Origin of the sequence: Guyparkeria sp., assembly GCF_046545975.1 — a bacterium.
GTDB lineage: Bacteria > Pseudomonadota > Gammaproteobacteria > Halothiobacillales > Halothiobacillaceae > Guyparkeria.
In genome coordinates, this window is record NZ_JBKGYT010000044.1 from 1 (window position 1) to 15734 (window position 15734).

Annotated in this window: 12 protein-coding genes; 9 read left to right on the forward strand and 3 right to left on the reverse strand. The window is 66.6% G+C overall.

All coding sequences use genetic code 11. The features are described from left to right. Positions 1-279 precede the first annotated feature (279 nt). Together metK and ACLFMY_RS05690 are read right to left on the reverse strand one after the other, a co-directional pair. Positions 280-1452: a methionine adenosyltransferase gene (gene metK / locus ACLFMY_RS05685; protein WP_410763617.1), complete on the reverse strand. Its 1173-nt coding sequence runs from the start codon at positions 1450-1452 to the stop codon at positions 280-282. Between the two features lie 58 nt (positions 1453-1510). Next, the gene (locus tag ACLFMY_RS05690; protein ID WP_410763618.1) at positions 1511-2392 is read right to left on the reverse strand and encodes a phosphate/phosphite/phosphonate ABC transporter substrate-binding protein; all 882 of its coding nucleotides are present in this window, start codon (positions 2390-2392) and stop codon (positions 1511-1513) included. Between the two features lie 227 nt (positions 2393-2619). Between ACLFMY_RS05690 and ACLFMY_RS05695 the strand changes: the two genes are divergently transcribed. From ACLFMY_RS05695 to ACLFMY_RS05735, 9 genes are all read left to right on the forward strand, one after another. After that, positions 2620-3174 carry a thioredoxin family protein gene (locus tag ACLFMY_RS05695; protein WP_410763620.1) on the forward strand — a complete coding sequence of 185 codons (555 nt, stop codon included), beginning with the start codon at positions 2620-2622 and terminating at the stop codon, positions 3172-3174. 196 nt (positions 3175-3370) lie between these two features. Then, positions 3371-5359 carry a transketolase gene (tkt, locus tag ACLFMY_RS05700; RefSeq protein WP_410763621.1) on the forward strand — a complete coding sequence of 663 codons (1989 nt, stop codon included), beginning with the start codon at positions 3371-3373 and terminating at the stop codon, positions 5357-5359. Positions 5360-5449: 90 nt separating this feature from the next. Further along, the gene (gap, locus tag ACLFMY_RS05705; RefSeq protein ID WP_410763622.1) at positions 5450-6448 is read left to right on the forward strand and encodes a type I glyceraldehyde-3-phosphate dehydrogenase; all 999 of its coding nucleotides are present in this window, start codon (positions 5450-5452) and stop codon (positions 6446-6448) included. 139 nt (positions 6449-6587) lie between these two features. Beyond that, positions 6588-7772, forward strand: coding sequence for a phosphoglycerate kinase (locus ACLFMY_RS05710; RefSeq protein WP_410763624.1), 1185 nt, complete (start codon positions 6588-6590; stop codon positions 7770-7772). Positions 7773-7780: 8 nt separating this feature from the next. After that, a complete protein-coding gene (pyk, locus tag ACLFMY_RS05715) occupies positions 7781-9250 on the forward strand; it encodes a pyruvate kinase (protein ID WP_410763630.1) in 1470 nt (489 codons plus the stop codon). 147 nt (positions 9251-9397) lie between these two features. Beyond that, complete coding sequence (gene fba, locus ACLFMY_RS05720; protein WP_410763626.1) at positions 9398-10462, forward strand: class II fructose-bisphosphate aldolase; 1065 nt, start codon at positions 9398-9400, stop codon at positions 10460-10462. A gap of 218 nt (positions 10463-10680) precedes the next feature. Continuing rightward, a complete protein-coding gene (locus ACLFMY_RS05725) occupies positions 10681-12921 on the forward strand; it encodes a PAS domain-containing protein (protein WP_410763627.1) in 2241 nt (746 codons plus the stop codon). A gap of 135 nt (positions 12922-13056) precedes the next feature. Then, complete coding sequence (locus ACLFMY_RS05730) at positions 13057-14010, forward strand: ATP-binding cassette domain-containing protein (RefSeq protein ID WP_410763631.1); 954 nt, start codon at positions 13057-13059, stop codon at positions 14008-14010. After that, on the forward strand, positions 14007-14795 hold the full coding sequence (locus ACLFMY_RS05735) for an ABC transporter permease (RefSeq protein ID WP_410763628.1): 789 nt from the start codon (positions 14007-14009) through the stop codon (positions 14793-14795). The genes ACLFMY_RS05730 and ACLFMY_RS05735 overlap by 4 nt, the downstream gene beginning before the upstream one ends. A 95-nt stretch (positions 14796-14890) precedes the next feature. Here ACLFMY_RS05735 and ACLFMY_RS05740 read toward each other — a convergent pair whose 3' ends face one another. Next, on the reverse strand, positions 14891-15625 hold the full coding sequence (locus ACLFMY_RS05740) for an SDR family NAD(P)-dependent oxidoreductase (protein WP_410763629.1): 735 nt from the start codon (positions 15623-15625) through the stop codon (positions 14891-14893). Positions 15626-15734 lie beyond the last annotated feature (109 nt).

Below are 15734 nucleotides of genomic sequence, written 5' to 3' on the forward strand. Positions count from 1 at the left end.
ATTATAACCGCACTGGGGAAGTCTGCACGAATCCGATGGCGCTCTGCGCGTCTTGAGCCGGGCAGATGCAAGGCGCTCGTTCGCTGCGGAAGAGTGATTCTCTTTCCAAGGACGACAACGCTGCAGATGCCCGGCTCGAGACGCCCCCTGTGGGGTGTGGCGAGCCCTTCGCGCGTGATGTTGTGCTGCATTGAAGTGGTCGCCGGCACGCCGACGACGCGCCTTGGTTTCGAACGGCTCGCCACACCAGAGTGCCATCGGCTTCGTGCAGAGTTTCCCCTAGAGGTTTGCATCCACGCGCAGCGCCTCGGCGCGGTCGATCCGCTCCCAGGTGAACTCGGGCTCCTCGCGCCCGAAGTGGCCGCCAACGGCGGTCTTGCGGTAGATCGGCCGGATCAGGTCGAGCATCTTGACGATGCCGTAGGGCCGGAGGTCGAAGTGCTCGCGCACCAGTTCGGTGATGCGCTCGTCGGAGACCTTCCCGGTGCCGAAGGTGTCGACCGAGATCGAGGTCGGCTCGGCCACGCCGATGGCGTAGGAAACCTGGATCTCGCAGCGGTCGGCCAGCCCGGCGGCGACGATGTTCTTCGCCACGTAGCGGCCCGCGTAGGCGGCCGACCGGTCGACCTTGGAGGGATCCTTGCCCGAGAAGGCCCCGCCGCCGTGGCGGGCCATGCCGCCGTAGGTGTCGACGATGATCTTGCGTCCGGTCAGGCCGCAGTCGCCCACCGGGCCGCCGATGATGAACTGGCCGGTCGGGTTGATGTGGTACTTGGTGTGCTTGTCCAGCCACTCGGCGGGCAGGACCGGCTTGATGATCTCCTCCCTGACCGCCTCGTGCAGTTCCTTCTGCGAGACGCCCGGATTGTGCTGGGTGGAGAGCACCACCGCGTCGATGCCCACCGGCTGGCCGTTCTCGTAGCGGAAGGTGACCTGCGACTTGGCGTCGGGACGCAGCCAGGGCAGCGTGCCCGCCCGGCGCACCTGGGCCTGTCGCTGGACCAGCCGGTGGGCGTAGGTGATCGGCGCGGGCATCAGCACGTCGGTCTCGTTGGTCGCGTAACCGAACATCAACCCCTGGTCCCCGGCCCCCTGCTCGGTATCGACCTCGCGGTCGACGCCCTGGGCGATGTCCGAGGACTGCTTGCCGATGGCGTTGAGCACCCCGCAGGTGTGCCCGTCGAAGCCCAGCTCCGAGCTGGTGTAGCCGATGTCGCAGACCACCTTGCGCACCAGCTCGTCCACGTCCACCCAGGCCGAGGTGGTCACCTCGCCGGCGAGCACCACGAAGCCTGTCTTGACCAGGGCCTCGCAGGCGACCCGGGCGTTGGGGTCCCGCTCGATGATGGCATCGAGCACGGCATCGCTGATCTGGTCGGCGATCTTGTCCGGATGCCCTTCGGAAACGGACTCCGAGGTGAACAGGTGGCGATTGTTGCCGGGAGCGGTCATGTCAGGGAAGCCTCGTCTCTTGCGTGTGGTGGATCGGTGTCCGGGCCTGCAGGCCCCGTTAGTACCCGTAGGTGCCTTCGAGCAGCTCCGAATGGCCGCGATAGAGGTTGTCGTTGGCCCGGACGATCTCGGTGAGGTTGTTCGATTCCAGGATTTCCTGCCCCTTGTCGCTTTGGCCGAACGATACCAGGGCCGATTCCAGCGCGTCCGCGGTATTCGGGTGTACCTCCGGGGAGACGGAGAAGGCGAGGAACGGCAGCGTATCGGTGGTGACGACGGTGTTCAGCTCGCCGTAGCCGCCGACGAGCGGAGTGGGCATGACTGCCGCGCGGACCTCGCCGTTGAGCACGGCCTCGGCCACGTCTCGGTTGGTCTCGTGGAAGACGAGTTTCGGCTGCTTCACCGGATTCGGGAACAGCTGGTAGAGCACCAGGGCGCTGACCGAGGGCGTCGGCTGCACGGCCACCCGCTTGTTGACCAGTTCGTCGGGCGAGAAGATCAGGTCGTCCTCGTGGGTCACCAGCGACTGGGTGACTTCGCCTTCGAAGCGGGCGATTACCCGCCAGCCCTGACGCTGGATGCGGAAATCGGTCACGGGGGCGGAGTCCAGGGCCAGGTCGAACTCCGATCCGCCGCGGGTCGCTTCCCAGAAGGCGAGATAGCTCGGGAACAGCTGGAGCTCTACCGGCTGGTCGATCTGCCGGGAGATGTGCTCTGCCACCGGGGTGTAGGCCTCGACCAGCTCCGCCTCCGGGAGGAACGGCGCGATGGCAAACTTCAGGGCGTCCTCGGCGTGGGCCTGCATGGACGCGAGTGTCAGTCCGGTGACCGCGATCGTGGCGGTAACCACGCGGGCCGCCTTCCGGAATGCGTCGCGGGCAAAGCCGCGGCGGGTGACGGTTTTCAGTGCGGTGAGGGGGCGGGTGGGAAACGCGTGCATGGGTGAGGCCTCCAGGTCCTTGGCAAGTTCGTGTCCGAACGGGTTCTTGTTTCTTATCGTTTGATCCTCGGCCCGTCCCGGGGCGGCGTCGTGTCCCGGCGGCCGAGTGATCATGGAAAATATCACAAACGGTCCCGAGCGGACGAGCGCGCCCTGGACACCGGGCGCGGCCGGTGTGAGAGACTTCGGTCGATTCGAACGACTATCCACTAGCAGGAGGTGACCTGATGGCACGCACCGAAACCCCCGTCTGCGACTTTGGTCGGCCCGCCGTCGACTTTGCCCTGCCGGATACCGACGGACGTATCTGGCGGCTGGCGGACGTGCGCGGACCCAAAGGCACGCTGGTGATGTTCATCTGCAACCACTGTCCCTACGTCAAGGCGGTGCTCGACCGGATCGTGCGTGACGCGCGCGATCTCAAGGCGCTGGGCGTGAACACCGTCGCGATCATGTCGAACGACCCGACGGACTACCCCGAGGACTCGCCGGAGAACATGAAGCGGGTCGCCGAGCAGTACCAGTTTCCCTTCCCCTATCTCCTCGACGAGTCCCAGGCGGTTGCCAAGGCGTATGGCGCGGTGTGCACCCCCGACTTCTTCGGTTACAACGCCGATCTCGAACTCCAGTACCGCGGCCGGCTGGATGCCTCGCGCAAGCAAGCCGAGCCCGACGCTCCGCGCGAGCTGTTCGAGGCGATGAAGCAGGTGGCCGACACGGGGCGCGGACCCGAGGATCAGGTGCCCTCCATGGGCTGCTCGATCAAGTGGCGAGACGGCTGATCGAGCGGGTACTCCTGCTCGGGAGCAGCCCGGGGGCATGATAACCGGTTGAAAAATCTGGTGGTTGCCTTGCGCAGGGGTTTTGGCGACAATGTCGCGCAATTGCCGCGCCTGCCTCGTGGGTAGTGCGCGGATGACCGCGTGCGCAATGCACACGGCGCCCAGATCGCTTCTTTTCAACCCTTTGGAGTGTTTTATGTCGACACGTAGAGAGCTTGCCAACGCCATTCGTGCGTTGAGCATGGACGCCGTTCAGAAGGCGAACTCGGGCCACCCGGGTGCCCCGATGGGCATGGCGGACATCGCCGAGGTGCTGTGGAACGATTACATGCAGCACAACCCGAAGAACCCGGAGTGGCCGAACCGTGATCGCTTCGTGCTTTCCAACGGCCACGGCTCGATGCTGATCTACTCTCTGCTCCATCTCACCGGCTACGAGTTGCCGATGGAAGAGATCAAGAACTTCCGTCAGCTGCACTCCAAGACCCCGGGGCACCCGGAATACGGCTACACCCCGGGTGTCGAGACTACCACCGGCCCGCTCGGCCAGGGGCTGACCAACGCCATCGGCATGGCGATCGCCGAGAAGATGCTCGCCGGCCAGTTCAATAAGCCGGGCCACAAGGTGGTCGACCACTATACCTATTGCTTTCTGGGTGACGGCTGCCTGATGGAAGGCATCTCCCACGAGGCCTGCTCGCTGGCGGGCACCCTGGGTCTGGGCAAGCTGGTCGCCTTCTACGACGACAACGGCATCTCCATCGACGGCCACGTCGAGGGCTGGTTCACCGACGACACGCCCAAGCGCTTCGAGGCCTACGGCTGGCACGTCGTGCGTGACGTCGACGGCCACGATGCCGAGGCCATCGACCAGGCCATCCGCGAGGCCCGCTCGGTCAACGACAAGCCGACCCTGATCTGCACCAAGACCGTGATCGGCTTCGGTGCGCCGAACCTCTGCGGTTCGCACGACTGCCACGGTGCCGCGCTGGGCGACGCCGAGGTCAAGGCCACCCGCGAGAACATTGGTTGGCACCACGACCCGTTCGTCATCCCCGACGAGGTCTACGCGGGCTGGGACGCCACCGAGAAGGGTGCCAAGGCCGAAGCCGAGTGGAACGAGGCGTTCGCCGCCTACGAGAAGGAATACCCGGCCGAGGCCGCCGAGCTCAAGCGTCGCCTCGCCGGCGACCTGCCGGGCGACTTCGCCGACAAGATGGACGCGCTGATCAAGGAAATCGACGCCAAGGGCGAGTCCACCGCGTCGCGCAAGGCCTCCCAAGCCGTCATCACCGGTCTGGCCGAGATGCTGCCGGAACTGGTGGGCGGTTCGGCGGACCTCGCGCCGTCCAACCTGACCACCTGGAAGGGCTGCACCGCGCTGACTGCGACCGAGTCGGATGCCAACTACATCCACTACGGCGTGCGCGAGTTCGGCATGAGCGCCATCATGAACGGCATGGTCCTGCACGGCGGCCTGCTGCCGTACGCCGGCACCTTCCTGATGTTCTCCGAGTACGCGCGCAATGCCCTGCGCATGTCGGCGCTGATGAACATCGGCTCGATCTTCGTCTACACCCACGACTCCATCGGTCTGGGCGAGGACGGTCCGACCCACCAGCCGGTCGAGCAGATCGCCACCATGCGCCTGATCCCGCGCATGCAGACCTGGCGTCCCTGTGACGCGGTCGAGACCGCCGTGGCCTGGAAGCAGGCCATCGTCCGCCGTGACGCGCCGACCTCGCTGGTCTTCTCGCGCCAGGGCCTGCCGCACCAGACCCGCGATGCCGAGCAGATCGCCAACATCGAGAAGGGCGGCTACGTCCTGAAGGACTGCGACGGCACGCCGGACCTGATCCTGATCGCCACCGGCTCCGAAGTGGGTCTCGCGATGGACGCCGCCGAGCAGATCACCGACAAGCAGGTGCGTGTGGTTTCCATGCCCTGCGTCGAGGCCTTCGAGGCGCAGGACGAGGCCTACCGCGAGTCCGTGCTGCCGAGCGGTGTCACCGCCCGCATGGCGATCGAGGCGGGCGTGACTTCCTGCTGGTACAAGCACGTCGGTACCCAGGGCAAGGTGTTCGGCCTGGACACCTTCGGCGAGTCCGCCCCGGGCGGCGACCTGTTCAAGGAGTTCGGCTTCACCGCCGATCGCGTCGCCGAGGAAGCCCGCAAGCTGGGCTGATCCGCGGTCGCATCAACCGTTTTCGGGCGCATGCGGCAGCTGCATGCGCCCTGACTGATTTGCATCCACGTATCGATTAGGAGAAAACCCATGGCTATTCGTGTCGGTATCAACGGTTTCGGCCGCATCGGTCGCATGGTCTTCCGTGCAGCCACCCAGGAGTTCCCGGAACTCGAAATCGTCGGCATCAACGACCTGCTGGAGCCGGAGTACCTGGCGTACATGCTCAAGTACGACTCCGTGCACGGCCGCTTCGACGGTGACGTGTCGGTCGAAGGCAGCAACCTGGTCGTCAACGGCAAGAAGATCCGCCTGACCGCCGAGAAGGATCCGTCCCAGCTCAAGTGGGGCGACCTGGACGTCGACGTCGTGGTCGAGTCCACCGGCCTGTTCCTCACCGAGGAAACCTGCCAGAAGCACATCGACGCCGGTGCCAAGAAGGTCGTCCAGTCGGCCCCGTCCAAGGACGCCACCCCGATGTTCGTCTACGGCGTCAACCACAACGACTACGCCGGCCAGCAGATCGTTTCCGCCGCGTCCTGCACCACCAACTGCCTGGCGCCGGTGGCCAAGGTCCTGAACGACAAGTTCGGCATCAAGCGTGGCCTGATGAGCACCGTTCACGCCGCCACCGCCACCCAGAAGACCGTCGACGGCCCGTCCCAGAAGGACTGGCGCGGCGGCCGCGGCATCCTGGAGAACATCATCCCGTCCTCCACCGGTGCCGCCAAGGCCGTGGGCAAGGTCCTGCCGGCCCTGAACGGCAAGCTGACCGGCATGGCGTTCCGTATCCCGACCTCCGACGTCTCCGTGGTCGACCTGACCGCCGAGCTGGAGAAGGGCGCCTCCATGGACGACATCAAGGCCGCCATGAAGGAAGCCTCCGAAGGCGAGCTCAAGGGCGTGCTGGGCTACACCGAGGAAGCCGTGGTTTCCACCGACTTCCGTGGCCACCCGGAGCCGTCCGTGTTCGATGCCAAGGCAGGTATCGCCCTGGACGACACCTTCGTCAAGGTCGTCGCTTGGTACGACAATGAGTTCGGTTACACCTGCAACATGCTGCGCGTCGTGCAGCACGTCGGCAAGTAAGCCAGTTGGCCGAAACGGGTGGGTCTTCCCACCCGTTTTTTCCACCTGCATCCCGCATCAAGAGCCGTAAGGACTGGGCGTCACCCGGTCGCCTCCCATTCCTTACCGCTTTTTATCTGTCTCACTGAGGAGCTTTTCCATGGCTAACGTCATCCGCATGACTGATCTCGATCTTGCCGGCAAGCGCGTGTTGATCCGCGCCGACCTGAACGTCCCGGTCAAGGACGGCAAGGTCACCTCCGATGCCCGGATCCAGGCCTCGCTGTCGACCATCAAGGCCGCCCTCGACCAGGGCGCCCACGTGATGGTCACCTCGCACCTGGGGCGTCCGACCGAGGGCGAGTTCTCCGAGGGCGACTCCCTGGCCCCGGTCGCCAAGGACCTGGGCGAGAAGCTCGGTCGCGAGGTTCGCCTGGTGCGCGATTACCTGGGCAAGGACGTCGAGGTCGGCGCCGGCGAAGTGGTCATGCTCGAGAACGTCCGATTCAACAAGGGCGAGAAGAAGGACGACGAGGCGCTGGCCAAGCAGTACGCCGCCCTGTGCGACGTGTTCGTGATGGACGCCTTCGGCACGGCCCACCGCGCCCAGGCCTCCACCCATGGCGTCGCCAAGTTCGCGCCGCAAGCCTGTGCCGGCACGCTGCTGACCCAGGAGCTCGAAGCCCTGGAAAAGGCACTGGCCAACCCGGCACGCCCGATGGTCGCCATCGTCGGTGGCTCCAAGGTCTCCACCAAGCTGACGGTCCTCGAGGCGCTGGCCGAGAAGGTCGACCAGCTGGTCGTCGGTGGCGGTATTGCCAACACCTTCATCAAGGCCGCCGGCCACGGGGTGGGCAAGTCGCTGTGCGAGGACGACCTGGTGCCGACGGCCAAGGCCCTGATGGACAAGCTCAAGAGCAACGGCGCGAACATCCCGATCCCGACCGACGTGGTCGTCGGCAAGCAGTTCGACGAGAACGAGCCGGCCGTCCTCAAGCGCGTCGAGGACGTGGCGGACGACGACATGATCTTCGACATCGGCCCGGAGAGTGCCGAGGAGCTGGCCAGCATCATCGACAAGGCCGGCACCGTGGTCTGGAACGGCCCGGTCGGCGTGTTCGAGTTCGACCAGTTCGGTGACGGCACCAAGCGCATCTCGCAGGCGATCGCCGACACCAACGCCTTCACGCTGGCCGGCGGTGGCGACACCATCGCGGCCATCCAGAAGTACGACATCTTCGACAAGGTCAGCTACATCTCGACTGCCGGCGGTGCCTTCCTCGAGTTCCTGGAGGGCAAGACCCTGCCGGCGGTTGCCATGCTCGAAGAGCGGGCGAAAGGCTGATGGCGAACATGCACGGATCCACCGATCATCTGCCGGCGCAGCGACGGACAAAGATCGTTGCGACGCTGGGCCCGGCCAGCGACGACTTGGCGACCATCACCGACCTGGTGCGGGCGGGCATCGATGTCGTGCGGATGAACTTCTCCCACGGCAAGGCCGCCGATCACCAGCGACGGGCCGACATGGTCCGCGAGGCAGCCGCGGCCGAGGGGCGCTACGTCGCCATCCTCGGTGACCTGCAGGGGCCGAAGATCCGCATCGACCGCTTCAAGGACGGCAAGGTGGAGCTCGACGAGGGCAGGCCGTTCACCCTCGACGCCGACCTCGATCCGGATGGCGGCGACGAGACCCGGGTGGGCATCACCTACAAGGCGCTGGTTTCCGACTCGCGCCCGGGTGACATCCTGCTGCTCGACGACGGCCGCATCGTCCTGAAGGTCGACGAGGTCCAGGGCAACCAGGTGCGTACGACGGTCATCGTCGGCGGCACGCTGTCCAACAACAAGGGCATCAACCGTCAGGGCGGTGGGCTGTCCGCGCCGGCGATCACCGACAAGGATCGCGCCGACATCATGACGGCCGCGCAGATCGGCGTGGATTACATCGCCGTCTCGTTCCCGCGCTCCGGCGAGGACATCCACGAGGCCCGTCGCCTGCTGCAGGAGGCCGGCTGCCGCGCGCACATCGTCTCCAAGATCGAGCGCGCCGAGGCGGTCGACTGCATCCGCGAGATCATCCAGGCCAGTGACGCCATCATGATCGCGCGGGGCGACCTGGGCGTGGAGATCGGCGATGCCGAGTTGCCCGCGGTGCAGAAGGCCTTCATCAAGATGGCCAAGGAGCTCAACCGCCCCGTCATCACCGCGACCCAGATGATGGAGACCATGATCGACAACCCCATCCCGACGCGGGCCGAGGTGTTCGACGTGGCCAACGCGGTGCTCGACGGCACCGACGCGGTGATGCTCTCGGCGGAGACGGCCGCCGGCAAGTACCCCGTGCGCGTGGTCGAGACCATGTCGCGCGTGTGCCACCGGGCGGAGTACCAGATCGAGGCCAAGAAGAGCGCGCCGCCGCTGGACGTGCCCTTCGAGCGCATTGACCAGGCGATCGCCTACTCGGCCATCTACACGGCAAACCACCTCTCGGTCGCGGCCATCGTCGCCCTGTCCGAGTCGGGGGCCACGCCGCTGTGGATGTCGCGCGTGGACACGGACATCCCGATCTACACCTTCACCCGCTCCGAGGAGACCGCTCGTCGCGTCGGTCTCTACCGCGGCGTGCAGGCGGTGCACTTCCCCGTGCCCTCGACGGATCACGCCGAGGTCAACCGGATGGTGATCGAGAGCCTCCAGCAGATGGAGAAGCTCGACGAGGGCGATCTCGTGATCATCACCAAGGGTGACCTGATGGGGCAGATGGGCGGCACGAACGCCATGAAGATCGTTCGGGTCGGGGACGTGATTTCCGTCGACTGATGACCGGAGGTCATGTCTCGGCGCGATTTTGCATATCCGGGTGCGCTGGGTATGCTGTCGCGCTGATTGAATTTTCGGAGTCCGGACCGATGCGTTCCGGACTCCACCACGGTTTCGCAACTACGTTTCAACTTGAGGAGAGGCACTATGGCGCTCATTTCGCTTCGCCAGCTGCTGGATCATGCCGCTGAACACAGCTATGGCATGCCGGCGTTCAACGTCAACAACATGGAGCAGATCCACGCGATCATGCAGGCCGCCGACGAAGTCGACAGCCCGGTGATCCTGCAGGGCTCCGCCGGTGCACGCAAGTACGCAGGCGAGCCGTTCCTGCGTCACCTGGTCGAGGCGGCCACCGAGGCCTACCCGCATATCCCGATCGTCATGCACCAGGACCACGGCTCCGATCCGGGCGTCTGCCTGCGCGCGATCCAGTCGGGCTTCTCCTCGGTCATGATGGACGGCTCGCTGCTGCCGGACATGAAGACCCCGTCCGACTACGAGTACAACGTCAATGTCACCGCCAAGGTGACCGAGATGGCCCACGCCGGCGGTGTTTCCGTCGAAGGTGAACTCGGCTGCCTTGGCTCGCTGGAGACCGGCGAGATGGGCGAGGAAGACGGCCATGGCGCGGAAGGCAAGCTGGACATGGACATGCTGCTGACCGACCCGGAAGAAGCGGCCCAGTTCGTCAAGCAGACCGACTGTGACGCCCTGGCCATCGCCATCGGCACCAGCCACGGCGCCTACAAGTTCACGCAGAAGCCGACCGGCCAGATCCTGCGCATCGATCGCGTCAAGGAGATCCACGAGCGGATCCCGGACACGCATCTGGTCATGCATGGTTCCTCCTCCGTTCCGGAAGAGTGGCTGGAGATCATCAACAACTACGGCGGCGACATGGGCCAGACCTACGGCGTGCCGGTCGAGGAGATCGTCGAGGGCATCAAGCACGGCGTTCGCAAGGTCAACATCGACACCGACCTGCGCATGGCGTCCACCGGTGCCGTGCGCAAGCACCTGGCCGAGAACAAGGCCAACTTCGACCCGCGCAAGTTCCTCAAGGAAGCGACCGCGGGCATGCAGGCCATCTGCAAGGCGCGCTTCGAGGCCTTCGGTTCGGCCGGCATGGCTTCCAAGATCCGTCCGATCTCCCTGGAAGAAATGTACAAGCGTTACGAGTCCGGCAGCCTGAAGCAGAAGGTACGCTAAGCGCACTTCTGCTTCAGCGGTCGGCCCGTGTTCCCTCACGGGCCGATTCGCCGGTAACGACGAACCCCGCCCTGGCGGGGTTTTTTTGTGCGACTGTGTACGGCTGCATCCTGCCCGGCCACGTGTTCGTGGGGCGGTCGGCACGGTCGAAAGGTCATTTCTTAAGGTTCTCTGGCTAGACGTGCCCTAGACTCATGTAAATGCGTGATAATCGGTCCATGGAACGAACGGTTCACAAGGAGGAACAGCAGTCGCATCGCGTACGCCCCGCCGATTCCGGGCACGTTCGGCGCCCGGGCCTTCGCAGCGTCTGGCTGCTCGTGCTCCTTGGCTGGCTGGTTCTGGGGGCGCTGGCGGCGGTCGTCGTCCGGGAGGAGCACGGCGAGGCGGTGGCAGCGCGGGAGGACCGCCTGCAGGGCGCGATGGAAACCGCGCTGGAGAGCCGGCAGGCCGAGCTGGCGCGAATCGCCCGGATACTCGCCCGGGACGAGCGGGTCAGAAGCATTCTTTCCCGCGCACGGGCCATGGTGGAGCTCGAGGGGGGCGGCAGCGGCGGCGAGGAGGCCGGCGGGCTGCGTCGCGAACTGGCCGATGCCGTGACACCCATCTCCATGGAGCTTATCGAGGGGCGGGACCGTGTCCTGCAGTTTCACTTGGGCCCGGAGTCGATCAGCTTCCTGCGCATGCACGAGCCGAGTCACTTCGGCGACGTGCTGGCCGGTGTCCGTCCGCTTCTCGGCGCGGCCTATCGACAGGGGGAAGGAGCGATAGGCTTCGAGGTCGGCCGCGTGTTCTCGGGCTTTCGGGCCGTGGAACCGATCCGTGCGCCGGGCGAGGACGCGGCGGTGATCGGGACGGTGGAGGTCGGGACCGGGGTCCTGCCGGTCGACGCCTATCTGCAGGACAGCCTCGGTGCGCGGGCCGCCCTGCTGCTGCCTGCAGAGCTCGCCGAAACGCACATATGGGAAGAGATGCGCGAACGGCGGAGCATCCAGCCTGTCGGGGACGGGCAGTACTACCTCGACGGGCCCCGGATCGACCATCCCGGCCTGGATGCCTACCTGGCCCGGCTGGATTCGCCCGAAAGCATCCGGTTCTCCGCCGGCGGGGAGCGCTGGCTGGCCGTGACCCGTCCGGTACCGGTCGTCGACGAGGAGCATCCCGCCCTGCTGGTGGCGATCGAGTCGGTGCAGGATCTGGGCGAAGCCCGGGACGCCCGGCTGTTGCAGATTACCCTGGCGGTGGTGTTTGCCATCCTGTTCACCACCCTGGCCCTGTGGCTGCTGTCCCGCTGGCAGGGTACACGCTGGATGGTGATGGTCGACCGCGCCGAGGAGGAGCGTGACGCCCTGTTCCAACTCAGCCCGCAGCCGGTGGAACTTACCGACGCCACGGGCCGCCGCCTGCTGGTCAACGACGCCTACCGGCGGGTGTTCGGGCCGTCGAAGCAAGACGGTGCGGAAGCCCGGGCGGAAGGCTGGGAAATGCGGGGCATCGAGGGCCTGCAGCTCGAGTCGTTCGAGCGCGCGATTGCCCGGGGCGAGCGCTGGAACGGCGCCCTGCGCCTGCCCTCACTGCTCGGCGAGTCGGTGTGGTACCGGGTGCAGGTGGTGCCGATCGCGGACGCGACCGGGCGCACCGCGTGGCTGTGGTGGTTCTACCAGGACGTGGACCGGGAGCGTCGAGCCGCGGCGGTGGCCCAAGCCGAGCGGGACCGTCTCGATGCCCTGTTGTCGGCCAGCCCGGCGGTGATCTATACCTACCTGGCCGATAATCCGGAACGCATCGAGTACGTGAGCGCCAACATCCGCGAGATCCTCGGCTACACCCCGGACGACCTGATCGACGGACCGGGCTGGTGGAGCGAGACCCTGCACCCCGAGGACCGGGAGCGGGCCCTGGGCGAGGCGGATTTCACCCGCTGGACGGGCGACCGGAAGAACACCCGCTACCGGCTGCTCCGCCCGGACGGCAGTGCCCTGTGGGTCACCGACACCGCACGCCTGCTTCGCGATGACGAGGGCCGCCCGGAGCGCGTGGTCGGCGCACTGATCGACGCCAACGAAGCGGTCAGCCTCGAGGCGCGCCTGGCGGAAAGCGAGCGTATCTACCGGTCGATCGTCGAGGGTGTCGAGGAGGCGATCTTCCTGGTTCGCGTGGAGCCCGACGGCGGTTTCCGCTACCTGGCCTCCAACCCGGCGCATGCCCGCGCCACCGGGCTGACCACTGACCTGTTCGTGGGGCACACGCCCCCGCAGGTGTTCGGCTCGCGGGTCGCCGCGCGACTCGAGGCGCATTACCGGGAATGCCAGGAGCAGGGGCGGACCATCCGCTACGTCGAGACCCTGCCGCTTCCCGTCGGCCAGCAGACCTGGCGCACGACGCTCACGCCGATTCGTGATCGGCAGGGCGCGGTCGCCCTGCTGGTCGGCATGGCGGTCGTCGAGGAGGAATCGTGATGCCCGGCCGCGTCGCCGGGCGCCCAGTGCGATCTGGCCCAATCGGCTGACTTGAAATCGTCGGGGGGCTCGCTCATGCTCGGCGCGGTCCTTTCCCGGCGTCCTTCCAGAATGACAGGTGCCTGCATGCCATCGATGACCAACCAGGTGGATCCGCGACGACGTGAGCGCCCCGGGCCAGGTGCGGCCGTCCGGGCTCGCGGGCTGGTCAAGTGCTTCGGCCCGCTGCGGGCGGTGGACGGCGTCGCTTTCGACATTCCCGTCGGGCAGTGTTTCGGCTTTCTCGGCCCCAACGGGGCCGGCAAGACCACCACGCTGAAGATGCTGATGGGGCTGGCGGACTTCGACGAGGGCGAGCTGTCCGTGCTGGGCTTTCCGCTGCCCGAGCGGTCGCGGGAGATCCGTGCCCGGGTCGGGCTGGTGCCCCAGGCGGACAACCTCGACCCCGACTTCACCGTGCGCGAGAACCTGTTCATGTATGCCCGCTTCTTCGGTCTGTCCCGGGCGGAGGTGGCCGCACGGGTGGACGAACTGCTGGCGTTCGCCGACCTGACGCACAAGGCCGATGCCCGGGTCGACCAGCTGTCCGGCGGCATGCAGCGTCGCCTCACCATCGCCCGCGCCCTGGTCAACGATCCGGACATCGTCGTGCTCGACGAACCCACCACCGGGCTCGACCCGCAGATGCGCCACGTGATCTGGGGGCGGCTGTCCGAACTGCGCGCCCGCGGGGTGACCCTGGTGCTGACGACCCACTACATGGAGGAGGCCGAGCGGCTCTGCGACGAACTGGTGGTGATGGACCACGGTCGCATCCTCGACCAGGGTTCGCCCGCCCAACTGGTGCGTCGTCACGTCGAGCCGGACGTGATCGAGCTTCGCGGCGCGATGAGCGATGGCGTCTTCGCCACGCTCTCCTCCATGAGCCTGCGCGCCGAGCGTCACGGCACGGCCGTCTACGTCTACACCAGTGCGCCCGCCCCGATCCTCGAGTTCCTGGAAGAGGCCGAGGAGCTGACGGTCATTCACCGCCGGGCCGGCCTGGAAGACGTGTTCCTCTACCTGACCGGCCGGGAGTTGCGCGAATGAAGCGTTCGATCTGGCAGCCGCCGCGAGCCCGGCGGGCCTCCCTGTCGGTGGTCGCCCGCAACTTCCTGGTGTGGCGCAAGCTGCTCGGCCCGGCGATCGTGCTGAATTTCGGCGAGCCGGTGATCTATCTGTTGGGGCTCGGCATCGGCCTGGGGGCGCTGGTGGGCGACATCGGCGGACTGCCCTACCTGGTGTTCCTCGCCTCGGGGATCGTCGCGTCCTCGGCGATGGTCTCGGTCAGCTTCGAGGGGATGTACTCGGTCTACACGCGCATGGTGCCGCAGAAGACCTTCGACGCGATCATGGCCACGCCGCTGGACATCGACGACATCGTGCTGGGCGAGACCGTCTGGGCGGCATTCAAGGGGCTGTTGAGCGCCGTGGCGATACTTGTCGTCGCCGCGCTGCTCGGGGCGGTGCCCGGCGGTCTCGGTGCGCTCTGGGCCCTGCCGGTGGTGTTCCTGCTCGGGCTGACCTTCGCCGGTCCGGCCATCATCATGGCCGCCGTCGCCGACAACTACGACTTCTTCAACTACTACTTCGTGCTGGTGGTCACGCCCATGTTCATGCTCTCGGGCGTGTTCTTCCCCATCGAGACCCTGCCGGGCTGGATGCAGACCGCCGTGCTGGCCCTGCCGCTGACCCATGCCATCGAGGTGATCCGTCCGCTGATCGTCGGCGAGCCGGTCGAGCACCTGGTCGCCCACCTGGCCGTGCTGGCCGGCTTCGCCGCGGTGGCCTACTACCTGGCCGTGGCACTGGTGCGCCGGCGGTTGTGGGATTGAAACGGGAAAGAGATTCAGAAGTCAGAAGGAAGAATTTAGCGGAAAGGGGTTGATAACATTATCGACCAATTCAGCCTGGTCTGACCCCTGACCTCTCAATTCTCCCACCGTCGCCCCGTGTCCAGCCGGATCACGGCCTGGTTGATCAGCGGGCAGGCCATCAGGTAGTCGACCGTCTGCGCGACCACGCCCGGTCCCGGCTCGAAGGGCAGCAGTCGCCGCGCGAGTCGTTCGCGGCGGTATCGCTCGTCGTCTTCCGGGTGGAACATCAACAGGCCGGGGGCGATGGCGTTCACCCGCGTGTGCGGGGCGTAACGCAGGGCGAGCGAGCGGATCGAGCCCTCGATCGCCGCCTTCGAGGCGATGTAGTGGATGTGGTTCGGCTCGCCCTCGTCGATGTGCGCGTCGGTGAGGAACACCACCTGCCGGTCGGCCTGGCCGTCGTCGCGCCGGCGGGCGGGCAGGGCACGATGCAGTGCCTCGGTCAGCTCGATCGGGGCGGTGACATGCACGGTGTACATCGCCGTGGCGAGTCCCGGGTCGGCCGCGCAGTCCTCGTCCCGGTGCCAGATGGAGGCGTTGTGCACGATCAGGTCGAGGCGGTCGGTGTGTTCGGCCACCGTCCGGGCAAAGGGCTCGATCCGATCGCGGTCGAGCAGGTCCAGCGGCAGCGCGACCAGCCCACGGTCGACCAGGTCGCGCAAGGCATCGGTCTCGCGGCGATAGCTGCCGATCACCCGGTGGCCGGCGTCGAGCAGGTGCCCGGCGAGGTCGGCGCCGACGCGCCTGGTCACCCCGGTGATCAGGATGGTCTGCGGTCGGCGGGTCATGCTCAGCCCCGGCGACCGATCAGTTGCAGGAACTCGTTGCGGGTGGCGGGGCTGTCGCGGAACTGCCCGGTCATCCGCGAGGTGACCGTCTCCGACTCGACCTTCTCCA